Origin of the sequence: Mesorhizobium sp. M1027 (genome assembly GCF_040318745.1) — a bacterium.
Lineage (GTDB): Bacteria > Pseudomonadota > Alphaproteobacteria > Rhizobiales > Rhizobiaceae > Mesorhizobium.
Genome location: NZ_JAMYMW010000005.1, coordinates 308192 through 332313, shown reverse-complemented (window position 1 = coordinate 332313; position 24122 = coordinate 308192). Strand labels below are relative to the sequence as shown.

Annotated in this window: 20 protein-coding genes and 2 pseudogenes; 8 read left to right on the top strand and 14 right to left on the bottom strand. The window is 62.9% G+C overall.

Features of this window, described 5'->3' with window-relative positions:
• Positions 1 to 68 precede the first annotated feature (68 nt).
• From NKH50_RS12540 to NKH50_RS12520, 5 genes and pseudogenes are all read right to left on the bottom strand, one after another.
• Entirely contained in the window at positions 69 to 497 is a 429-nt protein-coding gene (locus tag NKH50_RS12540; RefSeq protein WP_254819275.1) for a VOC family protein, read from the bottom strand.
• A 127-nt stretch (positions 498 to 624) separates the two neighbouring features.
• Complete coding sequence (locus tag NKH50_RS12535; protein ID WP_023719167.1) at positions 625 to 798, bottom strand: hypothetical protein; 174 nt, start codon at positions 796 to 798, stop codon at positions 625 to 627.
• 103 nt (positions 799 to 901) lie between these two features.
• Positions 902 to 2432: pseudogene (locus tag NKH50_RS12530) on the bottom strand (ABC-F family ATP-binding cassette domain-containing protein).
• A gap of 439 nt (positions 2433 to 2871) precedes the next feature.
• The gene (uvrB, locus tag NKH50_RS12525; RefSeq protein WP_352879023.1) at positions 2872 to 6186 is read right to left on the bottom strand and encodes an excinuclease ABC subunit UvrB; all 3315 of its coding nucleotides are present in this window, start codon (positions 6184 to 6186) and stop codon (positions 2872 to 2874) included.
• Between the two features lie 112 nt (positions 6187 to 6298).
• Positions 6299 to 7552 (bottom strand): hypothetical protein, encoded by a 1254-nt coding sequence (locus NKH50_RS12520; RefSeq protein WP_352879020.1) that lies wholly within the window; start codon positions 7550 to 7552, stop codon positions 6299 to 6301.
• 143 nt (positions 7553 to 7695) lie between these two features.
• On the opposite strand from NKH50_RS12520, the gene NKH50_RS12515 reads away from it, so the two are divergent.
• Together NKH50_RS12515 and NKH50_RS12510 are read left to right on the top strand one after the other, a co-directional pair.
• Entirely contained in the window at positions 7696 to 8736 is a 1041-nt protein-coding gene (locus NKH50_RS12515) for a CapA family protein (RefSeq protein ID WP_352879018.1), read from the top strand.
• Between the two features lie 72 nt (positions 8737 to 8808).
• A complete protein-coding gene (locus NKH50_RS12510; RefSeq protein WP_352879015.1) occupies positions 8809 to 9780 on the top strand; it encodes a hypothetical protein in 972 nt (323 codons plus the stop codon).
• 13 nt (positions 9781 to 9793) lie between these two features.
• Here the strand turns inward: NKH50_RS12510 and NKH50_RS12505 are convergent, their stop codons facing one another.
• Positions 9794 to 10342, bottom strand: a complete 549-nt coding sequence (locus NKH50_RS12505; RefSeq protein WP_352879012.1) for a YegJ family protein — start codon at positions 10340 to 10342, stop codon at positions 9794 to 9796.
• 135 nt (positions 10343 to 10477) lie between these two features.
• On the opposite strand from NKH50_RS12505, the gene NKH50_RS12500 reads away from it, so the two are divergent.
• Complete coding sequence (locus NKH50_RS12500; protein WP_352879009.1) at positions 10478 to 12100, top strand: FAD-binding oxidoreductase; 1623 nt, start codon at positions 10478 to 10480, stop codon at positions 12098 to 12100.
• Positions 12101 to 12107: 7 nt separating this feature from the next.
• Here the strand turns inward: NKH50_RS12500 and NKH50_RS12495 are convergent, their stop codons facing one another.
• The 3 genes from NKH50_RS12495 to NKH50_RS12485 form a co-directional block, all read right to left on the bottom strand.
• On the bottom strand, positions 12108 to 12623 hold the full coding sequence (locus tag NKH50_RS12495; RefSeq protein WP_352879007.1) for a hypothetical protein: 516 nt from the start codon (positions 12621 to 12623) through the stop codon (positions 12108 to 12110).
• A gap of 159 nt (positions 12624 to 12782) precedes the next feature.
• Positions 12783 to 13913: a hypothetical protein gene (locus NKH50_RS12490; protein ID WP_352879004.1), complete on the bottom strand. Its 1131-nt coding sequence runs from the start codon at positions 13911 to 13913 to the stop codon at positions 12783 to 12785.
• A gap of 6 nt (positions 13914 to 13919) precedes the next feature.
• A complete protein-coding gene (locus NKH50_RS12485; protein ID WP_023719157.1) occupies positions 13920 to 14354 on the bottom strand; it encodes a DUF4383 domain-containing protein in 435 nt (144 codons plus the stop codon).
• 736 nt (positions 14355 to 15090) lie between these two features.
• Between NKH50_RS12485 and NKH50_RS12480 the strand changes: the two genes are divergently transcribed.
• Positions 15091 to 16029: a diacylglycerol/lipid kinase family protein gene (locus NKH50_RS12480; RefSeq protein WP_352879002.1), complete on the top strand. Its 939-nt coding sequence runs from the start codon at positions 15091 to 15093 to the stop codon at positions 16027 to 16029.
• Positions 16030 to 16644: 615 nt separating this feature from the next.
• On the opposite strand, the gene NKH50_RS12475 is transcribed toward NKH50_RS12480, so the two are convergent.
• The 4 genes and pseudogenes from NKH50_RS12475 to NKH50_RS12460 all read right to left on the bottom strand — a co-directional run bounded on the left by NKH50_RS12475 (position 16645) and on the right by NKH50_RS12460 (position 20567).
• Positions 16645 to 17856, bottom strand: coding sequence for a mandelate racemase/muconate lactonizing enzyme family protein (locus NKH50_RS12475; RefSeq protein WP_352506696.1), 1212 nt, complete (start codon positions 17854 to 17856; stop codon positions 16645 to 16647).
• Positions 17853 to 19469 (bottom strand): GMC family oxidoreductase, encoded by a 1617-nt coding sequence (locus NKH50_RS12470; protein WP_352878999.1) that lies wholly within the window; start codon positions 19467 to 19469, stop codon positions 17853 to 17855. The genes NKH50_RS12475 and NKH50_RS12470 overlap by 4 nt, the downstream gene beginning before the upstream one ends.
• A gap of 112 nt (positions 19470 to 19581) precedes the next feature.
• A pseudogene (locus NKH50_RS12465) lies at positions 19582 to 19955 on the bottom strand (VOC family protein).
• 27 nt (positions 19956 to 19982) lie between these two features.
• The gene (locus NKH50_RS12460) at positions 19983 to 20567 is read right to left on the bottom strand and encodes a GNAT family N-acetyltransferase (protein WP_352878996.1); all 585 of its coding nucleotides are present in this window, start codon (positions 20565 to 20567) and stop codon (positions 19983 to 19985) included.
• 482 nt (positions 20568 to 21049) lie between these two features.
• Between NKH50_RS12460 and NKH50_RS12455 the strand changes: the two genes are divergently transcribed.
• The 3 genes from NKH50_RS12455 to NKH50_RS12445 all read left to right on the top strand — a co-directional run bounded on the left by NKH50_RS12455 (position 21050) and on the right by NKH50_RS12445 (position 22972).
• Positions 21050 to 21880, top strand: a complete 831-nt coding sequence (locus NKH50_RS12455) for an MBL fold metallo-hydrolase (RefSeq protein WP_352878993.1) — start codon at positions 21050 to 21052, stop codon at positions 21878 to 21880.
• A gap of 232 nt (positions 21881 to 22112) precedes the next feature.
• Entirely contained in the window at positions 22113 to 22508 is a 396-nt protein-coding gene (locus tag NKH50_RS12450) for an acyl-CoA thioesterase (RefSeq protein ID WP_023678380.1), read from the top strand.
• Positions 22509 to 22651: 143 nt separating this feature from the next.
• Complete coding sequence (locus NKH50_RS12445; protein WP_352646535.1) at positions 22652 to 22972, top strand: hypothetical protein; 321 nt, start codon at positions 22652 to 22654, stop codon at positions 22970 to 22972.
• Positions 22973 to 23022: 50 nt separating this feature from the next.
• Here the strand turns inward: NKH50_RS12445 and NKH50_RS12440 are convergent, their stop codons facing one another.
• Complete coding sequence (locus NKH50_RS12440; RefSeq protein WP_352646534.1) at positions 23023 to 23391, bottom strand: winged helix-turn-helix transcriptional regulator; 369 nt, start codon at positions 23389 to 23391, stop codon at positions 23023 to 23025.
• Between the two features lie 90 nt (positions 23392 to 23481).
• On the opposite strand from NKH50_RS12440, the gene NKH50_RS12435 reads away from it, so the two are divergent.
• Entirely contained in the window at positions 23482 to 24087 is a 606-nt protein-coding gene (locus NKH50_RS12435) for an NADPH-dependent FMN reductase (protein ID WP_352477902.1), read from the top strand.
• Positions 24088 to 24122: the final 35 nt, after the last annotated feature.

The window sequence follows — 24122 nt, the reverse complement described above, 5'->3', positions numbered from 1 at the left end:
CCATGTGATCGTTTTCCTCTCCCTTTAGAGCGGGGAGAGGTGATTTCAGACACAGCCTGTGTTGGATGTTAAGCTGCTTTCACCGGTGCGTTCATTGCCCATTCGACGCCGAACGGATCACGCATATTGCCCCAGCGGTCGCCCCAGAACATCACCTGCAACGGCACGACTTCCTCGCAACCCGCCTCGATGGCCCGCTTCCACCAGGCGTCGATGTCGTCGCTGCCGAGATGGAGCTGCATGGTGTAGCCCTGCGGCTTCACAGCGGCCATTCCATGCTCAGGATAGAAGTCGGAAAGCATCAGGGTCGAACCGTTGATGTGCAGATGGATATGCATGGTGCGGCCCTGTTCATCCGGCGGATAGGCAAAGACCTGCTCGGCACCGAAGGCCTTTTGGTAAAATTCTGCGGCTTTGAAAGCGCCGTCCAGCTGAAGGTAGGGCGTCAATCCGCCAAGCACTTTGGCGGCGGACTGGGTCTGCGGCTGATCATTCATGTCATGCTCCTCTTTGCGTCTGGTTGGCCTTTGCGAACCACAGGACGAACGGAACGGCGAAGATCCTACACGGCCGATGGTTTTTGGATTCGAAATGGCGCCTGCCGCGACGGCCAACTGCCACCTTTCAACCTTCGATGCGAATCCGCGGGCTGTTTTGCGCGTCGACGACGATTTCCGGCCAGCCGATATCTTTGCGCAACTCGATCGGCAATGAAAGGATGGCGCGTTCGCTGCGATAACGGGCGCGAGCCGCCGAGTAACGCGTCACGGCGTGACCTATGGATGACAGAATAGACATGATGCTTTCTCCTCGATTGGCGCCGGCATCACCGTGTCGGCGTCCCAAGGACGTGGCATGCGATCATCATCCGACAGAGCGCCGGATTTTTTTCCGCAATTTTTCAACCGCCCGCTTCGGCTACCTCCTGGAAGAAAGCTTCCGGGCTATCGATCTCGGTCAGCCGCCGTTTCTCGATCAGCCAGAAGCGGTTGCCAACCGCGCGGATGAAGGAGCGGTCGTGCGAGGCAAGCAGGCAGCTCGCCTGACGTTCCAGCAATTCCGCTTCCAGCGCTTCCTGGCCATCGATATCGAGATGATTGGTCGGCTCGTCGAGCAAATAGAAATTGGGATTGGCGAGCCTGAGCGCCAGCATCATCAGCCGCGCCATCTGTCCGCCCGACAGCACGCCGATCCGGCGCTCCTGCATGTCGATGCTGACGCCGACGCCCGCCAGCAACGAGCGGGCGCGCTGCTCGCCGACATCGAATCTGCGCGAGAGCATCGCCAGCGGCGTGTCATCGCCGCTGATGCCCGACAATGCCTGGTCGCTATAGCCGAGCACGGTCGACGGCGTCACCTTCACGCTTTGCGCCACCGTTTCCGGCTCGACGATGGCGTTCCGGATCAGGCCGATCAGCCGTGATTTGCCGACACCGTTACGGCCGAGCAGGACGATGCGGTCGCCTTGGCAGATATGGCGCTTGCCGGTGCTGAACAGAACCGTGCCGTCAGGTGTTCCGACCACCAAGTCGTCGAGCGTGATCAGCACCTTGGCATGGCTGCCGCGATTGGCGAGCTTGATCGCGCCCGCCGATCTTTCGCGGTGTGCCGGCGCTGCCGCTTCTTCCAGTCGCTCTGCCCGCTGGTTGAGCTGCTTGGTCTTGACCGTCAAAAGGTCGCTGCCGGAATTGATGCCGATATTGTTGAGCTTGGCCGCCTGCCGGCGCAGCTGCTGCGCCACTTTCATGTCGCGCTGGAATTTGCGCTCGGTCGAGGCGTCGACCTCGTCCAGCGTAAGCCTCGCCCGCGAATAGGGCAGCGAAAACACCGGCGATTGTTCGGGGCGTAGAAACAGCGTGCGGTTGGTCGTCGCGTCGAGGAACGCCCCTGTCATGGCTGGCGATCACAATCGGCACCTCGCGCGGCAGCGCGTTCAACCAGGTTTCGAGTTGGCTGATCTTGCCGAGATCGAGATGGTTGGTCGGCTCGTCGAGCAGCAGGACGTCGGGATCGGTGACCCAGACGCGGGCGATCAGTGCCAATCGCTGCCAGCCGCCGCTCAAGGCCCGCATCGGCCGCGCGCGCATTGGCTGCGGCACGTCGAGCGAGTCGAGAACCACATCGATGCGCCATTGTTCGCTTTCGGCCTGCTCGGCCGGCAAGACGTCGGCCACCACTTCATGAAAGCTGCGCCCGGCCAGCGCTGCGGGGATGATTTGCTCGACATAGCCGACGCGCAGGCCGCGCGTGCGGGTGATGTCGCCTGATGTCGGCTCCATGTCGCCGGTCAGGCACTTCAACAAAGTGGATTTGCCGCGACCATTGGCGGCGACGATGCCGAGCCGATCGCCGGTGCCGATGGTGAGGTCGAGATTGGAGAAGAGCGGCGCACTCATAGTGACGCCGAGGGACTTGAGGCTGATCAGGGCCATGTCGATTTCTCTGGTCTGTCCGGAGTGAGCTCCGGTTGATGCACTTTGACGGTGCGCAGGCTGGCCATCAGGCTCGGCGTTGCAGCACCACGAAGGGCAGACCAAGAAAATCGAAGCGGGAGAACCCGGACCGTCTCTGGTCAGCCCTGCAAGCAAGCTCGCAGGGCAGAGACAGGGCCGCGCTGACGGTGGTGAGAAAATAACACGCAGCCCTCCTTTCAAGACGTTCAAGTTGTAGAAACTGGCTACACCAAGGGTAGCGCCGATGGCAAGTGGCTAGGCTCCCCCTTCTCCCCTTGCTTGGTGGGAGAAGATGGCCGCGAAGCGGTCGGATGAGGGGCGCTCCAGCTTGGCACCGACGGCGATCCGTCCAGCACCCTCAACCGTCTCGGCGCTGCGCGCCGATCCACCTTCTCCACAAGGGGAGCAGGGAAGCTCGCTACCGTCCCGGCCGACCCGTCTTGCCCGGCCGGCGCTTTTCACGGCGGGCGTCGGCGGGGTCTTCGTAGGAGCCGATGCCAGCGCGCTGGCGGACGATGGGTTTGGCTGAAACGTGGCGTTCCTTCGCGCCCCCCTCTACCCTGCCCTCTTTGCCACCACTTGGCATCTCCCCCACGAGGGGGGAGATTGGCTGTGGTTTCGCCGGCGCTTTTCCCTCGACCGGCTTCTCGGTCCGCCGCACCGTCATCTCGTCCAGTGAGTTCTTCCTGAACAGTGGCTTGGTCGGTTCACCCGGTATACCGAAATCCGAACCGTGCGCTTCCTGCGCCGACTGTTTCTTGAACAGCGAACGGGAGACCGCGCCTGACGGCGTCGGCATGTCGGTCCCAGGTCCCATATCGTCCAGCGAAGGTTTCGCAAACAGCGGCTTCTTGACCGGCACGGCGCCGTCGGCGCCCATTTCGTCGAGCTCCGGCTTGCGGAAGAGGTTGGGCCGGGCAGCCTTGGCCGCCTCTTCGGCGGCATGTGCCTCGTCGAGCTTCCGGAAACGCTCCTGTTCCTCTGCTGTACGATGTTTGGCCACGCCCTTGTTGTGCTTGCCCTTTTCGCGGCCCGAAACCGGGCTTTCCATGTCGGCATATTTGGCCAGCGGGTCGTCCGAGATGGACAGTTCCATCTCGCGCAGCCGCTTGATCTCGTCGCGGATGCGGGCCGCTTTTTCGAAATCGAGGTTGGCGGCGGCGTCGCGCATCTGCTTTTCCAGGGCGTCGAGATGCGCCTTCAGATTGTTGCCCATCATGGCGCCGGCGCTGTCGGTGAACTGCGAAATGTCGGCGCGGACATGATCTTTCTCGTAGACCGAATCGAGAATGTCGGAGATGCGCGACTTGACCGATTCCGGAGTGATGCCGTTGGCCGCGTTCCATTCCATCTGCTTTTCGCGGCGGCGATTGGTCTCGGCCATCGCCCGCTCCATCGAGCCGGTGACCTGGTCGGCATAGAGGATCACCTTGCCGTCGACGTTTCTGGCGGCGCGGCCGATGGTCTGGATCAGCGATGTCTCGGAGCGCAGGAAGCCTTCCTTGTCGGCGTCGAGAATGGCGACGAAGCCGCATTCGGGAATGTCGAGGCCTTCGCGCAGCAAATTGATGCCGACCAGCACGTCGAAGGCGCCGAGGCGCAGATCGCGCAGGATTTCGATGCGCTCCAGCGTGTCGATGTCGGAGTGCATGTAGCGGACGCGAATGCCTTGCTCATGCAGATATTCGGTCAAATCCTCGGCCATGCGCTTGGTCAGCACGGTGACCAGCGTGCGGTAGCCGGCCCTCGTGGTCTCGCGGATTTCGCCGACGACGTCGTCGACCTGTGTCTTGGCCGGGCGCACTTCAACCGGCGGGTCGATCAGGCCGGTCGGGCGGATGACCTGCTCGGCGAAGACGCCGCCGGACTGCTCCATCTCCCAGGCGCCGGGCGTCGCCGAAACCGCGACGGAAAGCGGCCGCATGGCGTCCCACTCCTCGAAGCGCAGCGGCCGGTTGTCCATGCAGGACGGCAGGCGGAAACCATACTCGGCCAGCGTCGCCTTACGGCGAAAGTCGCCGCGATACATGCCGCCGATCTGCGGTATGGTGACATGGCTTTCGTCGATGAAGACCAGCGCATTGTCGGGAATGTATTCGAACAAGGTCGGCGGCGGATCGCCCGGCTTGCGGCCGGTCAGATAACGCGAGTAATTCTCGATGCCGGCGCAGGAACCGGTCGCCTCCAGCATCTCCAGGTCGAAGCGGGTGCGCTGCTCAAGCCGCTGCGCCTCAAGCAGGCGGCCAGCCTTTTCAAGCTCTTGCAGCCGATATTTGAGTTCTTCCTTGATAGACTTGATGGCTTGATTCAAGGTCGGGCGCGGCGTGACGTAGTGCGAATTGGCGTAGATCTTGACGCTCTTCAGCTCGCCGGTTTTCTGGCCGGTCAGCGGATCGAATTCGGTGATCGCCTCGATCTCGTCGCCGAACAGCGAGATGCGCCAGGCGCGGTCTTCCAAGTGGGCCGGGAAGATCTCGATCGTGTCGCCGCGCACCCGGAACGAGCCGCGGACGAAGTTGATGTCCTGGCGCTTGTATTGCTGGGCGACGAGGTCGGCGAGCAGCGCGCGCTGGTCGAGCCGGTCGCCGATCTGCATCTGGAAGGTCATCGCCGTATAGGTCTCGACCGAGCCGATACCGTAGATGCAGGACACCGAGGCGACGATGATGACGTCGTCGCGCTCGAGCAGCGAGCGCGTCGCCGAATGGCGCATGCGGTCGATCTGCTCGTTGATCGAGGATTCCTTCTCGATGTAGGTGTCGGTCCGGGGCACATAGGCCTCGGGCTGGTAGTAGTCGTAGTAGGAGACGAAATACTCGACGGCGTTTTCCGGGAAGAATTTCTTGAACTCGGAATAGAGCTGCGCGGCCAGCGTCTTGTTGGGCGCCAGGATCAGAGCGGGGCGCTGCGCCTCCTCGATCACCTTGGCCATGGTGAAGGTCTTGCCCGAGCCGGTGACGCCGAGCAGCACCTGGGTGCGGTCGTTGCTGTTGACGCCCTCGACGAGATCCTTGATCGCAGTCGGCTGGTCGCCGGCCGGCTCGAAATCCGAGACCATCCTGATGGCGATGCCGCCTTCGGACTTCTCCGGCCGGGCAGGGCGGTGCGGCGTCCACAGCACGCCGTCCTTGTGCAGCGGATTGCCGGATTCGATCAGCGCCGAGAGCGCTGCGACGGTGGCGGTGACGCCGCCCGAGGCCATGGTCTCGGCGTCCTCCAGCGAAATGTCGAGGCCGGCGACAGGATTGAGACCGGCCGCAGTGCGCTCCCGCGCCGAAGCCGCGCCGCCCATCGAGGTGCCGCGTGCAGTACGGCCGGGGGAAGAGGAGCGCTCCGGGATCTTCTTGGCAGACTTGGCGCCTTCCCTCCCCCTCGAGGGGAGGGTGGCGGCGGAGCCGCCGGGTGGGGTCGGTGCGGCAGTGCTCTGCGACCCTTCATGCCGAGCGCTTCCTTTGCCGACCTCCTCTGTCGCCTTCGGCGACATCTCCCCCTCGATGGGGGAGATTTGACGCCCTTCCTTCTCGGCTTCCCGCTCGATCTGCTCGGCCCAGTCGGCAATCGAGCCGGTCAGCGGCGCGCCGGTGAACTCGGCCTGCGGCGCCTCGGCAAAGCCGCCCTTGTACAGGGGCTCCGAGGCATCGAGGAAATCGGTCAGCGGACTGCGCCGCTTGGGCGGCGAAGCGCGCTCGTCATTCGCCGGCGGCGGCGTTTTCTTGTCGGAGAGTCTGGCCATGGCCCGAATATGGGAGGTATCGGCCAAAATGGAAAGAGCGGAGTGGCGGGTGGCGCGAGGCGCAATTTGGCTGCTGACAGCAGGCTGTCAGGAATAGCGTCGACGCGCTCCCTCAATTGAACCAAAGCGCGAACGTCAGAAACCCGGCGCCGCCGAACTGGCGCTGGATCTGGTTGAACCCCTCGCTGGTGAGAATCTTGCCGTGTTCGAGATAGGGCGCGATAGCCGGCCCGGTGATCGACAGCACTAGGTCGAAGGGCTTCGGCTCGTCGAAGAAGCGCTTCATGTTGATGCCTTTGTCGGCGATGCGGAAATGCGGCAGCAAGCTGCGTCCCTCCAGCAGATCCTCGGCCATATCAAGGGCGGCGAGCCAGGCCTGTACCTGCTGCTGGCCGACTTCGAGACCGGTCAGCGGGCTGGCGCCTTTCTGCTGCGGCCCGGGCAGCCATTCGCGGTCATTGTCGGTTTCGGCGCGGATGGCTTTCCAGTCCTCGCGCGACAGCCGGATCATCTCCATCAGATGGCGGCGTGCCGCTTGCCGGCGCTCAGGCTCGACCACTTGCCAGTTGACGAGATGCACCAGGGAGATGAAGTCGGCGAGGCGCCATTCGGACGACAGGATGCCGCCATTCATGCCACCGTCCAGCGGCACGAGCGTATCCTGCAGCGGCAGTTTTGCGCGGGGGAACAGCATGTGGAAGGAGCCGTCGAAGGTGTTTTTGAAATCATGCGCCAGCCAGAAGTCGGCCTGTGCCATCAGGAACTCGGCATAGCCCTGCAGCCAATAGCCGTCGGCGCGGTCGAAGCGGAAGGTGAGGGCGGGTGCGGCCGCGTCTGGCACACCGCCGCCGCGCGACAGAGACGCCATGATCGCGGCGGCACTTTCGTCCGGCGCGATCTGGCCATCCTCGTTGAGATCGATGCCGAGGCGGGTGAGGTCGATGACCATGCCGATGTCCGCGTCGGCGGGCACCGAGCCCAGCGTGGCTGCGGATTTCTCCAGCCGGTCGCGGAAGGCGACGAGAATGGCGCGGAATTGTCCGTAGGTCAGCGGCTCGGGATCGGGGTTGTCCGGCACCGGCAGCCGCATCAGCGGCAGCATGAAGGATTGCGGGCTTTCGAAACCGTGGCGATGCAGGCCGCCGGCCAGGATCTCCAGCGCGGTGAAGAATTCGCCGGCGCCGGCGGCGTAGGCGGCTGCCGGATCGCCTGGCGCGGCGGTTTCAAGCGCGGCAAGAGCGCTGTCGCGCTCAGTCACGGTTTTTGCCTCGAACAGTGCCGCGGCATCCCGCACTGCGGCGCCGGCCGAAGACAGCGGCAGGAAAAGAACGATGGCGCACGCCACCAGCCTGGAAAAACGCGTCATCGTGATCACCCCTTTTGTCGCTCCGCAATGGATCATACACGCATTTGGTTCGCGCGCCTGTAGCCCTGTGGTTCAACGACAACAGTCAGCGCTTCAATCAATCCGGCTGGCGGTCTACACAAGGCAAACCATTGGGCCGTCGCGTGTCGAATTATCCGCTTTCCTACAAACTGTCCTGGCTGCCACGCTTCCTCCGGCCTTCGCTCAATGGCGACGCGCGCGGCTTTGCTCCGGCGGCCGCAGCCCTGCTCGACCCGCCGCCGGCGCGCACGGTGCGGCTGGCTTTCGTCGGCGATATCTCGGCGGTGGCCAATCGCAGCCCGCCGGACTGCGATCCGGCGATTGCGGCACTGCTTGCCTCGGCCGATCTGGTGGTCGGCAATTGCGAAAGCCCGGTGGTGGAACGGCCGAGCGCTGTTTTGGGTACGAGGTTTGGCACGCACCACGCGATGAGCGAGCGGTTTCTTGCCGAGGCACTGGCCGCTGCCGGCATTTCGCGCGAAAAACTGGTGCTGTCGCTGGCCAACAACCACGTGCTCGACCAGGGCATCATCGGCTTCGACGAGAGTGTCGCCGCGCTGGATCAATTAGGCATCCGCACGATCGGCGCTGCGGCTCCAGTCGAGCGGTTTGCGGTTGGAACGCTGACAATAGGCCTTGCCGCCTTTACCTTGTGGCGCAATGCCGACGCGGCTCAGTTCGCGGGCCGTGTCTCGATGGAAAGCAATCCGGCGCAATGGCCGCGCGATGCCGCTTCGGGTGTCGACCTCCTCTGCGCGGTGCCGCATTGGGATTGGGAATTCCGGCATTTTCCACGTGCGAGGACGCGGGCACTGGCGCGGCTTCTGGCCGAACACGGCGTCGGCCTGGTCGCCGGACATCATGCTCATGTCGTGCAGCCGATCGAGCGGATCGGCAAGACGCTCGTCGCCTATGGACTCGGCGATTTCTTCGGCACCGCCTTCGCGCGCCAGCCTTGGCCTGGCCGCATCGGCGCCATTTTCGTCGTCGACATCAGCGCCGATTCCGGCACGCGCGGCGCCATTGCCGCCTACCGGCTGCATGCCTTCATGCGGCTGCGCGCCGGCGATCACGAGCGGCTGGTGCGGGTTGAAATGTTGAAGGGAAAATCAAGGCAAAGGGTTCTGGACCGCCTCGATGCGATCTTCAGTGCCGGGCGCTGACGGCTGCGCTGACGCGGTCCACCAAACCGTTTATCATGCCCAACGCGGGCAGGCTTGTGGCGGCGGTGGGTGATGGAAACTGCGGATTTCATGCCGAGCGAAGCGGTGATCGCCGGCCTCAGGAAGAACATCGAGGCCTATGAGGCCGAAAGAGCTTCGGCCCATCGCCGGACGCGCTTGCGGGTCCCACTTTTCATCGGGCTGGTGCTGGCGTTCGTGGTGTTTGTGGCCTGGCTCTTCAACGGGGTTGCCGACCCGAACGAGCAGTGGGTCTCGACCCCGCATGTGTTCCTCTATGTCGGCGGACTCCTGGCAGCGATCTTGCTCTATTTCCGGGCGATCAAGCCAGCGAGCAAATTGCAGCAGTCGTTTCGCAGCACGCTGTTGCCGACCATCTTCGGTTTCATCGAGGACATGCGGTATCGGAACAACGTCAAGCCGAATTCGTTCGACCGGCTGCCGCGTGAGACGGTTGGTTCGTTCAACCGACAGTCTTTCGACGATGTTTTCTCCGGCCGCTATGAAGGGTTTCCATTCGAACTGTACGAAGCAGATCTACGGGAAGGGACGGGCAAGAGCACGACGGCAGTGTTCAAGGGCGTGATCGTCGCCTTCGAGACGATCGTGCCGTTCCCCGGCACATTGGTGGCCGCGCGCCGGACCAACAAGGTCGTCGGCTTTCTCCGCGGCATCTTCGGCAGCAGGATGCAGGAACTATCCAGCGGCGTACCCGAACTCGACGCCGCCTATGAGTTCCGCACCGACAATATCGAGGCGGCGCGGCCGCTGGTGACCGGCCGGCTGGCGCAGGCGCTGCAATGGCTCGGCGAGACCCGGCCGAACGATCCGGCACGCGTCGCGCTCAACGGCAGCGACGGCTTCCTCCTGCTGCCGCAGGAACGGAATTTCTTCGAGCTGCCGGATGTCTCCACGCGCCTCGACTACACCAGGCATGTCGCGCCGATGATCGCCGATATGGGCGCGATGCTGGCGACGGCGGCTTTGGTGCGCAAGATCGGGGCGAAGGACGAGGAGGCGAGGTAGTCCGGCTGGGCGGTCAGCAATCGAAGCCGCGTTGGCTACGCATGTAGTCGACTTCTTCCTTCGGCATCGACTTGAACATCACACAGACGGTGAAACTGCCAACCTGGTGACCGTTTTTGGTATATCCCCAGTCGGAAATATCGTCTCGGTTGAATTCGACATACTGGCCAGCCACGACGTTGTGGACACTATGTGGCTCATTCGCCAATATCCCCACGAATCCGGTTTCGTTCCGCTGGAACGGGATGACCCAGAAGTGTTCGGTCACATGTCCGTCCTTGATCATCACCTTCAGTTTGAATGTGTCCGTTCCAGGTGGCGGTGTCTGGGATAATGCCAGGAATGCATCCAGGGTGGCACGTGCCTGTGCAGTCGCCGCCGCCATATCTGGATCGTCAGGCGCGACTGCGACGACGCTGTCGTCACCCTGACTGGAGTCGTGAGCCTCGGCGCATATCGGAGCAAGCTCTAGCATCAGGGACAGTATCGCGCGGGACACGAGCTTCATGGAATGGGCGCCCATACAATGGTCAGCATCATCATGGATCCGTTCGATCTTCAATCATAGCGCGAAGCATACCTTAGTTGCAACCATAAGAAAATGCTCCTGATGCCGCAACTGCCGCTAGTTCTGCTACGCACTCCGGCTCTGGTTTTTGCCGGAAACCCGCGCTATCCCTAGGCAGCGAGGGGTATCATGGTCGAAGAACGCAAGGGGTTTCGCCTGTCGCGGCGGCTGCTGCTTGGTGCGACGGTGGTCGGCGGCGCGATGGTCTGGGGCGGGACGACAGTGGCGCGGCTGGCGCGCGGTCCGTCGGGGCAGAAGAATTCCGGGCGCATCGACGACATTGACGGCATCGATCTGGCGCAGAAGCCGCTGGAGGGCCCGCCAGCCTACGATCCGTCGCTGCCATGGCTGACCAAGGGCGGCGACATCAACGATGCCAGCGGCCTGTCGATGACGCCGGTCTACGGCGTTGTCGAAGTCAGCGAGGAAGGCCACATTGCGAGCGCGCTGGCCTTTGCCCGCACCAATGGCCTGAAGGTCTCGGTCGCGGCTGTGCGCCATTCGATGGGCGGACACGCCTTCGACGACAACGCACTGGTCCTCGACATGCGCAAATTCAACAAGGTCAGCGTCGACCCGACTGCGAAGACGATGACCTTGCAGCCGGGCGCGCGCTGGCACGATATCCAGAACCTTTTGCACCCGCGCTTTGCGGTGAAGGCGATGCAATCGACCGACATCTTTTCGGTCGGCGGCTCGCTGTCGGTCAACGCGCATGGCATGGACCACCAGGCCGGCTCGGTCGCCGGCTCGATTCGATCGATGCGGGTGATGCTGGCGGACGGTTCGGTGACAACCTGCTCACCGACCGAAAACACCGAGCTGTTCCGCCACGTCGTCGGCGGCTACGGCCTGTTCGGCGTGGTGCTGGAGGCGACGCTCGACATTGTCGACAACGACGTCTACCGGACCTCGCGCGAGATCATCAAATCGGACGACTTTCCAAGGTTTTTCGCCGAGGTGCTGGAGCCAAACAGGGCGATCGGTCTGTTTTATGGGCACCTGTCGACAGCGCCGGGTAATTTCCTCGAGGATATGATCGTCTACCGCTATGACAAGGTGGCCAACCAGCCGCCGGCCGACCAGCCGGCAATCGGCGAACCGGGTTCAGTCGGGCTCAAACGGGTGATCATCAACCTGGCGAAATGGGGAAGCCTGTTCCAGGAACTGAAATGGTTCACCGAAAAGACGCTGGAGCCGCAATTCGAGAGCTGCACGGTGGCGCGCACGACGGCAATGGCCGAAGGCGAGGCCTGCCTCGTCACCCGCAACAACCCGATGCATGATTCAGTGCCCTATCTGTTCAACGATCTGCTCGATGAGACCGACATCCTGCACGAGTATTTCATCCCGCGCGCCGCCTATAACCCGTTTATCGCCGAAGCGCGCGAGATCCTGCGCAACCAGAGCCTGCCGGTGCTCAACGCGTCGGTGCGCGTCGTCCACAAAGAGGATGTGGCGCTGAATTATGCGCCGGAGCCGGCCTATTCGCTGGTGCTCTACATCAATCAGACGACCGACGCCGACGGCAATGCCAGGATGCGGGCGCTGACAAGGGCGCTGATCGATGTGACGATCAAGCATGGCGGGCGTTTCTTCCTGCCCTACCAGCTCCATTACACGGGCAAGGAGCTGCTTGCGTCCTATCCGGAACTGCCGTCCTTCCTGGCGAAGAAGCGGCAATACGATCCGGGTGAGCTGTTTTCGTCGACTTTTTATCGCGCCATCAAGGTATTGATCGGCACGGCCTGAGCGTCGGTTACAGACCGTCAGGCAGTTTTGCCGCCAGCCAGTTCGCCGAGCGCTTGGCGATGCCGATCGTTGCCGCTGCGGCGCGGCCGAGATCGGTCTTGACAACGGCGTAACCCGCCTTCGTGCGGTAGAGCACGGCGCGGCCGCCATCGACCGCCGCTTCATAGGCGACCGGCCGGACGGCTTTCGTTTCCGTCGCCGTTGCCTGCGTTCCGACGGCAGCACTGGGCCGATGTCTCAGCTCCGGTGGCAACGGGTTTGTCGCGGCCGTGCTGGCCGTCGTCAATTCGGGCTCCGAAGCGGTCGCCGCGAGCTGCGATGACGAAGACGAGTCCTGTGTCCGGCAGATGCCGGAGACCAGCGGATAGTCAAAATTGCGCTCGTGCAGCATCTGGCTTTTCATCGCCGCTTCGCATTCGGCGATGGTCGACCATTTGGCGGGCGTCTCGCCGATATACTCGCAAAGCCTGGCGTCGCAATCGCAGCCGACGATGGTCATGGCGACAAGGGCGGTCTTGATCACGGTCTTGTCCCTCCGAGTTGCCTGGCCCATGTGCGCAGGACAAATTGCTGCGGCGTCATCAATCGTTGCGGAACAAGGCGGGATTTGGCCGCGATTGTGGAATGAGCGTGGCGGAGCATCACGCAACGTCTTGCCGGGGCCGGCTGTGGCCGAAAGGCCTCAGTAATCGTAGACGTGCTCGAGCCTGGCGCCCGCCGTCATCAACGCCGGCAGCACGATGTGCAGCTTGCGCACGGCGACGGTCAGGCCGGTGCGTCGCGTCGAAGGTTCCGCCGGAAGCGGGTAGCTGAACAAGGTGCGTGCACCTTCGGGAACCTTGATTTCGTCGTTGGAAAGCATGGTGACCATGATCTCGTCATTGCCGCCGATCTCGACGAAGGAGACGCCCTTGCCGATCAGGCGCGGAATCATGTCGGTGAACACCTGATAGCGCCTGGTGACGAAGACCGTGCCGTCGGCGCCGAGATCGCGCTCCAGCAAGGTGTCGGGCTCGTTGCGCGTCACCTCGCTGACCGGACCCTTGGCCCAGACGTGAATGTCGAGCAAGGCCGGATCGGTGGTGGCGGCGAGCGCCGACTTGATCAGATCGGCGTAGCCTTGCTTGATGGTGTCGGCGAGGCCGAAGGCGAGCTTGCGTTCGCTGGTACGGACAGCGCTGTCGTCCGCTGCCGGCTGGACGGCGAACAGGCCGGCACGCTTTTCGGCACAGGGAAACTGGTACCACGGCACCTGGTCGAGAAAACCGGCATAGTCCGCCGCCACCTTGGCCTGGTAGATGTCGACGGCGGTGCGCTTGCCGGCGGTCGCTTCGGTGACGCGGCCGACCGTATTTTCATAGGCCCACTGGATGGCGTGCTCGATCGTGTGGCTGGTGCCGATGATCACCAGCATCTGGTGGTTGTCGAGGTTGAACTTGTAGGTGGAGCTGGCGCGGATGACCATCGCATAGTCCTGCCAGAAGCGGCCGATATAGGAGAGATAGGGAAAACCGCTCGGCTGGTTCTTGTCGACGAAGCCGGCATATTCGCGGGCGGCGTAGACGATGGCCCATTCCGGATAAGTAAGAAAGGTCGATTCCTCCGGCCGCTGGTAGCCGGGGATCTCGGCACGGACCTTGTCGGCCAGCGCCTTCGGCGGGGCACCCTCAGCGATGCCCGGCAATGGCGTTGTGTCCAGCGACGGCGTCGTGAGAAAGCCGTAGGCCAGCCCGGCAATCGGGATCAACACGACAATGACGACGAGCCAGAGGATCGCCTTGATGATGCGCTTCAGCCAGCGGAACAGGAACATGGCCGGTCAGGCCGTGGCGAAATGGTCGTACACACGTTTCGACAGCCAGAACCCGACATAGACGGCGAAGCCGCCGATGACGATGTGCGGCAGGTTGGCGAAGAAGCGGGCCGGGAATTCGATGTCGTTCAAGGAGCGGAAGCCGTTGATGAAAATGCCGCCATCGAGGCAACCGGAACCGGTGACCAGGCCGAGCACGCCGTCGAACAGATAGACCGAGCCGAACAGCTTGAAATAGAACACCGCCTGGCGGTGCGAGATGAAGGCGGCCGCCAGCGCCCAGACGCCGGAGAAGGCGTGCAGCAAATCATCATACCATTGCAGCGAGAACAGGCCGAACAGATTGCCGCCGGCATCGTTGAAGGCCGGCACATAGCCGATGGCAACAACGCCGAAGAACAGGAAAGCATAGGCAACAGCAAGCTTCTGGATGAGCGTCATGAAATGTCCCCCTGCCGTCAGCCCTTTTAAGCGGCCCCCGACGGCAAGTGGATAGTAGCTGATTTTGGCGCAGGGTGAAGCGTCGCCGGCAAAATCGTCCGGCGGGGCCACAAGGACAGTCGGCGCCGGGATTTCTCCCAGCGCCTCCCTGTCAGATCAGGACACGGTCGCGGCAGCAACTCCCGAAAGGTGTCGCGCCATGCCGGCCTTGATTTTGACGGTCCTGCCAGTCGCCACCCGAGGGTAGCGTCCGTTCCGGACCACGCCGGTCTCCACTCTTGCGAGCTTTGCCCGGCGCGCCATCGAAGGTTTTTGCCGTCCTTCATGGCAGCATCGGTCCGCCGTCGGCGTTCGCACGCTTTCCGCGGCCCCGTAGGTCTCGGCTTCCATCCCTCCAACAGGCAAGCCTGTTCTCGTTCAGGGCCGTACGGGCCTCAGGAAATCCGCCGTTCCGCTTTGCCTTTCGGCGTGGCGATCGGTAGCCGCCTGAGATGGGTTTAATGTATGTCGGATAAGTGTTTGGCGGAACTGCCGCATGCCTGTGGATAGCGGGATTATCGGGGACTGACCCTGCCAAAACAGCGACTTTCCGATCTCTGCCGCCGCCGGTCGGGATTTTGCCGCCTCGAAGCCGAAACCGCATTGTCGGACATTCGATCTTGCCCCGCGGGCCGGCGCGGGCTTCAATGCCGGCAAATGATTGGAAGGCGTGTTCGATGGCCTTGGGGAGGCGGGCTTGAAGGTCGCGGTGGTTCTCAATCCGATCGCCGGCGGCGGCAGGCTCAAGCGGCATTGGCCCGAGGTTGCGGCGTCGCTGAAAAGACATTTCGGCGATTTCGAGCTGCGTGAAACGCAGGCCGAGGGCGATGCCGAACGGCTGGCGCTCGACCTTGCCGCCATCGGCTTCGAGCTGGTGATCGCGGCCGGCGGCGACGGCACCGCCAGCGAGGTCGCCGACGGGCTGCTGAAAGCTTTCCGAGAAAGCGGCCGGACGGCCGAGCTTGGGCTGCTGCCGTGCGGCGCCGGCATCGACTTCGCGCGCGGGCTCGGCCTGTCGAACAATGTCGACCTGACACTGAAGCGGATTGCCGAGGCCAAAGGGCGCAAGGTCGATGCCGGGTGCATCAGCTATGTCGACGACCACGGCGCGCTGGCCAGCCGCCATTTCATCAACATCGCCAGCCTCGGGCTCTCCGGCGTCACCGACCGTGCCGTCAACGCCGACAAGCGCAAGGGCAAGGTTTCGGCCAAGGCGTTGTTCTATTGGCGCACGGTCTGGGAGTTCCTCCGCTACCGCTTCCAGGACGTTGCGATCACCATCGACGACGGTGCCCCGGTCGAGGCGCGCATGGCACTGGTGGCGGTGGCCAACGGCAAATTCTTCGGCGGCGGCATGATGATCGCGCCCGATGCCGAGCTTAACGACGGCGAGTTTGACATCGTCATTCTGCGCGCCGCCGGCAAGCTGAAGCTGATCTGGGACATCCGCCTGCTCTATGGCGGGCGGCACCGCAACCATCCGGCGATCACCATCCTGCGCGGCAAGAAAGTGGTTGTCGAGCCGATCGGCGATGTGCAAAAGAACGCCGCCCTGATCGACATAGACGGCGAATCGCCGGGTCGCATACCGGCGACCTTCGAGATCCTGCCCGGCGCCTTGACGCTAAGATATTGAATCAAGGCATTGAGGGATTGATTCAAGTTCTTTCGGCGGTGATTCCGGCGATCCGGCCAATGTGCTGAAATCGCGTGACAATTGCCTGATGTCAGGCCTCGAACTTGGCCGGGAAACCGGGCGCGCGAAGATCGGTTCCGATCGCATCTTCCAGAAGCCTGACGATCATGGTCGACCAATTCCTTGAAACAGTGATTTTGGCAGGTGGCGGCCCATCGGCAGCGAACGTCGGTCGTTCCTGTCGGTGGTAAATCGCAAACCCTGGAGATTGGCCGAATCCCCCCCAACTTCGTCATCCCAGGGCGAAGCAGGAGCGAAGCTCCGTCGCGGAGACCCTGGGATCCATGCCGTAACCTTGATCAAAGAGTGCAGCGGAGCAGAATTTTGCACCGCAGCAGCGCTCTGAAGTCGCGGCATGGATCCCGGGGTCTGCGCCGCGTCGCTTCGCTCCTTGCTCCGCCCCAGGATGACGAAGCGATGGGCGTTTGCGCTAATCACCAAGGCATGCGGTCCGTCAACGCAAGCGACCCGTCAAATCCTCTGTGCCGAGGAACCAGGCGCCGGGCCGCGGTCGTAGACGGCGACGGCAAAAGCCGTTGCGGATCAGGCTGGCGCTCACGGCATCAGCGGTGTCTGCATCATCTGCAAATGCAGGTCCTTGCCGGTCCAGGGATGCGCTTCGCAAACGGCTTCATCGAGTTCGACGCCGAGGCCGGGCTCCTTCGACGGGATGACATTGCCGTCCTGCCATTCGATCTTCTTCTTGAGCAGCTTCTCGTGAAATCCGCCCCACTGCTTCAGCGATTCCAGAATGAGGAAGTTGGGCAGCGTCACCGCGAGCTGGATGTTGGCGGCGCCGACGATCGGCCCGCAATAGCAGTGCGGCGCGATCTGGATGTGATAGGCTTCGGCCATGGCGGCGATCTTCTTGGTTTCGAGAATGCCGCCGGAGCGGCCAAGGTCCGGCTGCAGAATGGTCGCCGCGCGGTTCTCGATCACACGCGCGAATTCGAACTTGGTCGTCAGCCGCTCGCCGGTGGCTATCGGGATCGAGGTCGCACGGGCGACCTGCGCCATCACCTCGGGCATGTCGGGCGGCACCGGCTCCTCGAACCACAGCGGGTCATAAGGCTCGATGGCGCGGGCCATGCGCAGCGCCCCCGAAGCTGTGAACTGGCCGTGCGTGCCGAACAGGATATCGGCGCGGGTGCCGACCGCCTCGCGGATCGCCTTGACCATCCGGGCGGAGAGGTCGATGTCGACGAGGCGCGGCTGGTGGCCGTCGAAGGCGGTGTAGGGGCCGGCCGGGTCGAGCTTGACCGCGTTAAAACCCTGCTCGACATATTCGAGCGCGCAGGCGGCGGCCAGATCGGGGTCGTTGTAGACGTTCTTGCCGCGGGCGTCCTCGGAGTGGACGCTGCCGCTGTGCGGGTAGAGGTAGGTATAGGAACGCAGCGTTTCGTGCACCTGGCCACCAAGCAGCTTGTAGACCGGCTTGCCGGCCTCCTTGCCGATGATGTCCCAGCAGGCGATTTCGAGCGCCGAGAAACAGCCCATGCCCGACACGTCGGGGCGCTGGGTGAAGCCTGACGAATAGGCGCGGCGGAAGAAGTTTTCGACGTCGTGCGGATCGCGGCCGACGAGATAGCGCTCTGCCATGTCCTCGACCATTTTTGCGGTGACATGGGCCGAGAAGGTAGCGTTGTAAGCTTCGCCATAGCCGACGATGCCGCCATCGGTGGTGAGCTTGACGAAGATGAAATACTTGCCGCCGATGCCGGGCGGCGGATTGCCGACCACCCAGGTCTTGACGTCGGTGATTTTCATTTCTGATCCTCCAGAACCAGTTCGGCGCCCTTCCATCCGGTCATGATCGCGGCGGCGTTGGTGTTGCCGGTGATGTTGTCGGGAAAGATCGAGGCGTCGATGACGCGCAACGCCTGGATGCCGTGTACCTTGAGGCGCGGATCGACGACGGCGTGCGCCGCGTCCGGCCCCATGCGGCAGGTCGAGACCGGATGATAGACGGTGCCCGAGCGCTTCCTGAAATCCTGGATGAGGTCCGCGTCGGAGGTGATCGAGGGACCGGGCAAAACCTCCTCCTCGATGATCTCGGCGATTGCGGGCATCGAGGCGATCTTCCGGACGAATTTCACCGCCGCCAGCATTTCAGCGACATCCGCCTCGGTCGAAAAGGCGTTGGCGACGATTTTGGGATAATCGCGCGGATTGGCGGAGCGGATCATGATTTCACCGCGGCTCGACGGACGGCAGTTGGACAGCCCGATGGAAAAGCCGGGCCACGGATCGGGCGTCAGGATCGGCCGCTCGCCGCTCTTCGGAATGACGGTCGAGAAGGCTTGGAAATAGAGCTGCATGTTGGGCCTCGTCGCCGCCGGATCGGTGCGGAAGAAGCCGCCGGCATTGTTCATCGACAGCGACAGCGGGCCTGAGCGCAAAAACACGTATTGCATGCCGACCAGCAGCTTGCCCCACCACGGGCGCAGGATCTGGTTGAGCGTCGGCAGCCTGCCCTTGAAGGTGTAGTTGATGCCGACGTGGTCCTGCAGGTTTGCCCCGACATTCTCGTTGGCGTGAACGACAGGAATGCCGAGCGCGCCAAGCAGCGCCGACGGGCCGATGCCGGAGAGCTGGAGAAGTTGGGGCGAATTGACCGACCCCCCCGACAGGATGATCTCGCGCCCGGCGCGGGCGGTTTTCGTGGCGCCATTCTGGAGATACTCGACACCGATGGCGCGCTTGCCCTCAAAAAGGATTTTGGTCGCCAGCGCGTTGATCTCGACGCGGACATTTTTGCGCTTCATCGCCGGGCGCAGGAAGGCGCGCGCCGCCGACATGCGGCGGCCGTTCCTGGTGGTGATCTGGTAGACGCCGACGCCTTCCTGCGAGGCGCCGTTGAAATCCGGGTTGAGCGGCAGGCCGGCTTGATTGGCGGCCGCGAGATAGCGTTTGGTGAGCGGATGGACGGAGGTCGAGCAGTCGGTGATATGCAGCGGCCCGCCGACGCCGCGCCATTGGTCGGCGCCGGCCTGGTTATCCTCCAGCGCCTTGAAGGCGGGCAGCAGGTCGTCGAAGCCCCAGCCGGGATTGCCGGCGTCCCGCCAGGCGTCGAAATCCTCGCGCGCGCCCCTGATCCAGAGCATGGCGTTGATCGAGCTCGAACCGCCGAGCAGCTTGCCGCGCGGCCAGTGGTCGACATTGCCGGCGAGACCCGGGTCCGGCTCGGCCTTGTAGTTCCAGTTGACTGCCGGATCGAAGAAGGTCTTGCCGTAGCCGAGCGGCATCTGCACGTAGAAGCGGCGGTCGCTGCCGCCGGCCTCAAGCACCAGCACCGAGAAGCGGCCCGAAGCCGACAGCCTTTCGGCCAGAACCGAGCCGGCCGAGCCGGAACCGACAATGATGAAGTCATAGGTTTGCATGGTGGATAAAGATGGCCCTGAATTTCGCCCAGCCTAGACGCCGCGGACCGCCGCCATCACCGGAGCTTCCGGCATCGCTTGTGAAAAAAGCGACTGGCGCGCGTTGCTCACGCTATGACGCGACTGCTTTGCGGAAGGCGCGGCTGGAAATTGAAATCGTGTTATCGCATGGGCATGGGCGTTGGCGAAAACATAGCCGCCCGCCTCATGCAGGGCGCCGAATAGCAGGCCGTCCCTGGCGCATTGCGCAGAAAACGCCTGGACGTCCTCGACATCGAAAACCAGTTTAACGGTCGATTGTCCCGACCGCTGTCCTTTGCCAGCCTGGTCGAGCATCAGGCGTGTGCCTCCGGCTGGACTGACCAATTCGACAATACGGTCGCCGTCCTCTCGATGCGCTTTGAAACCGAAATGCTTTTCGTAGAAGGCGACTGTCGCTTCCAGGTTCTTGGCGTAGAGAACAATTCGATTGAGCGCTAAAGCCAATTGTTCCTCCACCAACCCGTCCGAGCATCACAGGCGATGATCGGCAATCTGCCTGAAATCATAGCGCATGATCGGGCGGGCGGGCGTCCTGCGTGCGATCACCCTGAACCCGGCGCGCGCGAAGGTGGAGGCATATCCGCTGCCGGAAGCGCTCGGCGATACGTCGGCATCGAAAGGATAGGCTTCGAGCGCCGGAGCATTTGCGTGCCTTGCGACTTCCAGGGCCTGTGCAATCAGCTGGGATGTTACGCCCCGCCGGCGGTATTGTTTTCGCACGTAGAGGCAGGACAGGGACCAGACCGGCCTGTCATCCACGCGCTTGAGCTGCCATAGCCGATCGAGCCAGGGCAGAGCATCTCGCGGCGTCACCTGGCACCAGCCGACAGCCACATCGCTGTCGAAAGCAAGCAAACCTGGAGGCGGACCATGCTGGACGGCTTGCCGGAACGCTGCCTTGTTTTCCTCACTGGATCGCTTTCGATAAGAACGACCGATCCGCCCGTACATACACCAACAACGACTGCAGACGGCGCTGTCACCGAACAGGTCCTCGAGCGCGGGCCACAGATCGGGCGTCAGTGGGCGAAAGGTAAGCTTGATGTCAGCCGTCATCCGCTATCGATGTTGCCCAGTCTAGCCTGCGCTGCGCGCTACCGCATCATAGATTGCAGTCCACGCGGGTGATGTTCGAAAAGGGGATTTCGCTCAGCATCCCCGCCGTTCTCCGGCCCGGCGCAGAAAATTGATTGCTGCCTAATCTGCAGCAGTTAACTGCATCCCATCGCTATTCCCGCTGTTTATGAGGCGCATTATTGATGCCGCAGGAGTTCGCCGTTGAACCGCGCCGACCCGCTCTTCCACTTCCATGGAGGGGTCCGAGCGGTCGGCATCCGCCCTGGCGGCGATCCTGTAGCCTGCGCCCAGCTTTCAGCTGCAATTCGAAAGACAAGACCATGAATATCAACCGTCGAACGTTCGGCATCGGCACCTTTAGTGCCGGCGCCCTGCTACTTCCCCCGATCAGCCTCTTTGGGAGCAACGCTGCGGCTACCGCCGCCCCGTCTCCGGCTTCGCTTGCGAGCGCCCACAGGTTCATGCTCGGCGACCTCGAGATCACAGCACTGAGCGACGGCTATCTCAATCTCGGCCTCGAACTCTTCCCTTCCGCAGATACCGCTGCCGCCGAAGCGCTGCTGGCAAAGGCATTCCTGCCAAAACCACTCCCGACCTCGGTCAACGCCTACCTTGTCACCAAAGGCGACAGACGGGTGCTGATCGATACCGGCACGGCATCGGCGATGGGGGCCATACTGGGACATATACCAGAGGCGCTCGCCGCCGCCGGCGTCAGGCCGGAAGAAATCGACACGGTAATCATCACCCACCTCCATCCCGACCATGCCAACGGCCTTGTCGGTATTGGCGGCACGGCCGCCTTCCCGGCAGCAGAGGTCGTGGTTGCCGCGCCGGAATTCGCTTTCTGGCACGATGACGGGATCCGGTCCAAGGCGCCCGACCAGATGAAGCCGTACTTCGAAATAGCGCGCAAATCGCTGGTGCCTTACCATGGCAAGGTCCGGAAGATCGAAGGCGAAGTCGAGATCGCGCCCGGGATCAGGGCGTTGCCTGCGCCTGGACACACGCCGGGGCATCTCGCGCTTCGAATTGGCTCTGGTGATGCCAACCTGCTGCTCCTGACTGACGTCATCCACGCCTCCGCACTGCAATTTGTGCATCCGGAATGGGCAATCGCCTTCGACGTGGACCAGGAGGCCGCAATCGCCACACGCAAGAAGGTGCTCGACATGGTGTCGGCGGATGGCCTGCTCGTCGCGGGTATGCACCTGCCCTTTCCAGGCATCGGTCATGTCATCCGCGACGGCAACGCCTATGCCTACGTCCCGACACCCTGGCCCGCTTTGTGAAGCACGCCTATCGGCGAGGGCTTGGTTCTGTCGCGCCATCGGGCGCGCCAGCCTTCTCACCTCGGCCATAGAATGCAATCCTACTGGTTGGGCTCGTCTAGCTGCGCACAGCATCCTTTCAACACTGTCGACCGATACCCGAACTTCAGGCCGCGACACCATTCAATGACGTTGACCTGTCCGTGCCGCGACGGTACGGGGTCTGGGCGATCGGTTCGAGAGGATTGGCCAAATGGTGCACTACGCGGACGGGCGGCCGATCGGCGATCTGACGCTCAGGACGCTGGCTATGCCTTCGGACGCCAATGCGGCAGGCGACATTTTTGGCGGCTGGGTGATGGCGCAGATGGATCTCGCCTGCGGCATCCGCGCCGCCGAGCGCGCCAAGGGCCGCGTGGTGACGGCGGCGGTGAAGGAAATGTCCTTCGCCAAACCGATGAAGATCGGCGACACGCTGTGCATCTATACGCATGTCGAGCGCGTCGGCCGCACCTCGATGACCCTCAAGGTCGAGGCCTGGGCGCAGCGCTATCTCTCCGACCTGATGGAGAAGGTCACCCATGCCGACTTCGTCATGGTGGCGCTGGACGGCGAAGGCAAGCCGAAGGCGGTTCCGGCCGAAGGCTGACCCGGCCTGATTCCAGAAGACGGATTTAGACAGCAGTCTCTCCCGCGCGGGGGATGCGGACAGCGATCCCGCGTGGTCTTTGGCTAACGGGTTCCCGCATGCGCGCCTGTAGCGCGACCCACGGGATATTGGGAGGAAAGACAATGCGTCAATACCTGCTGAACGCTGCCCTGGCGGGTGCCTTTGCAGCCTTGCTCTGCCTGTCCTCCGCAAGCGCTTTTGCCGAGGTCAAGAAAGGCGATCCAGGCGCCACCTGCACGTCGGAAAACCGCACCATCAACGGGCAGGCGGCCAAGTGCGAGATCTGCTCGGCAACGAAATGCGACACCAGCGGCACGACGGTGAGCAATTGCCGCAAGGAGACGACCACGACCTGCACGATTGGCGGCAAGGTGGTCAGTCCCAACCCGAAATGGAACCGGATCGAGAAGCTGCCGAAGAGCAAGATGCAGTTACAGCAGTAGGGCTCGTCCGGAGGCTCCCCGACAGGTTCAAACCCTTACAGCGCAAGGGTTCAGCTGTGCATGGCGTCGAATTTTTCTCGCGCGGCCTTGACGCGCTCGGTGTTCTTGCGTGCCCATTCGCCGAGCGCATCGACCGGCACCAGCAGCTCGTAGCCAAGATCGGTCAATTCGTAGTCGACCCGCGGCGGGATGGTCGGGAATACGGTGCGGGTGACGAAGCCGTCGCGCTCGAGCCCGCGCAAGGTGGTGGTCAGCATCTTTTGCGAAATGCCGCCGACCGCGCCGCGCAGCTCGTTGAAACGCAGCGGCCCGTTGCCGAGTTTGCCAACGACGAGCACAGTCCATTTGTCACCGACGCGCTGCAGGATTTCCGAGACGGCGCGGCAGTCCTCGGTGCGGTACGGGTGCCTTGGTAACAAAAAAGTGCCTCCTTGCACATTGAGCGGCCAGTTACTCATATAGCTCAGGTATCTAAACGATACCAGTATTGCTGTAAGGAGAGCCCCTCTATGTCAAAACCCAAAATCGCCATCGTCATTGGTTCGACCCGCGCCGCGCGCTTTGCCGACGTGCCGGCCCAATGGATTGCCAGGATCGCCAAGTCGCATGCCGATATCGACGTCGAAGTCGTCGACCTGCGCGATTTCCCGCTGCCGTTCTTCGATGAGGTCGCATCCTCCGCCTGGGCGCCGTCGCAGAACGAAGTGGCGCAGCGCTGGCAAAAGAAGGTCGCCGGATTCGACGGCTTCATCTTCACCGCCGCCGAATACAATCATGGCCCGACGGCCGTTCTGAAGAACGCCATCGACTACGCCGCCAACGAGTGGAACAAGAAGCCGGCCGGCTTCGTCGGGTATGGCAGCGTCGGTGGCGCGCGCGCGGTCGAGCAGCTGAGGCTGCATGCGGTCGAGTTGCAGATGGCGCCGGTGAAGTCCGCCGTACACATCTCCTGGGCCGATTTCCTTGCGGTCAAGCAAGGCGACAAGAAGCTCGACGAGTTCGAGCACCTCAACCAGGCGGCAACCGCGCTGGTCAACGACATTGCATGGTGGGCCAGGGTGCTGAAGACGGCGCGTCAGGCCGATGCCGTCGCCGAGGAAGTCAAGGCGGCCTGAGCATAGGTTCGAACAGTCCTCCCAAGGATTAATTC

Excerpts from the sequence above, each read along its gene's own strand:
- NKH50_RS12540 (WP_254819275.1), bottom strand. The coding sequence starts at position 497 with ATGAATGATCAGCCGCAGACCCAGTCCGCCGCCAAAGTGCTTGGCGGA.
- NKH50_RS12470 (WP_352878999.1), bottom strand. The coding sequence starts at position 19,469 with ATGCAAACCTATGACTTCATCATTGTCGGTTCCGGCTCGGCCGGCTCG.
- NKH50_RS12450 (WP_023678380.1), top strand. The coding sequence starts at position 22,113 with ATGGTGCACTACGCGGACGGGCGGCCGATCGGCGATCTGACGCTCAGG.
- NKH50_RS12455 (WP_352878993.1), top strand. The coding sequence starts at position 21,050 with ATGCTCGGCGACCTCGAGATCACAGCACTGAGCGACGGCTATCTCAAT.
- NKH50_RS12535 (WP_023719167.1), bottom strand. The coding sequence starts at position 798 with ATGTCTATTCTGTCATCCATAGGTCACGCCGTGACGCGTTACTCGGCG.
- NKH50_RS12435 (WP_352477902.1), top strand. The coding sequence starts at position 23,482 with ATGTCAAAACCCAAAATCGCCATCGTCATTGGTTCGACCCGCGCCGCG.
- NKH50_RS12460 (WP_352878996.1), bottom strand. The coding sequence starts at position 20,567 with ATGACGGCTGACATCAAGCTTACCTTTCGCCCACTGACGCCCGATCTG.
- NKH50_RS12490 (WP_352879004.1), bottom strand. The coding sequence starts at position 13,913 with ATGTTCCTGTTCCGCTGGCTGAAGCGCATCATCAAGGCGATCCTCTGG.
- uvrB (WP_352879023.1), bottom strand. The coding sequence starts at position 6,186 with ATGGCCAGACTCTCCGACAAGAAAACGCCGCCGCCGGCGAATGACGAG.
- NKH50_RS12520 (WP_352879020.1), bottom strand. The coding sequence starts at position 7,552 with ATGACGCGTTTTTCCAGGCTGGTGGCGTGCGCCATCGTTCTTTTCCTG.
- NKH50_RS12500 (WP_352879009.1), top strand. The coding sequence starts at position 10,478 with ATGGTCGAAGAACGCAAGGGGTTTCGCCTGTCGCGGCGGCTGCTGCTT.
- NKH50_RS12510 (WP_352879015.1), top strand. The coding sequence starts at position 8,809 with ATGGAAACTGCGGATTTCATGCCGAGCGAAGCGGTGATCGCCGGCCTC.
- NKH50_RS12485 (WP_023719157.1), bottom strand. The coding sequence starts at position 14,354 with ATGACGCTCATCCAGAAGCTTGCTGTTGCCTATGCTTTCCTGTTCTTC.
- NKH50_RS12445 (WP_352646535.1), top strand. The coding sequence starts at position 22,652 with ATGCGTCAATACCTGCTGAACGCTGCCCTGGCGGGTGCCTTTGCAGCC.
- NKH50_RS12475 (WP_352506696.1), bottom strand. The coding sequence starts at position 17,856 with ATGAAAATCACCGACGTCAAGACCTGGGTGGTCGGCAATCCGCCGCCC.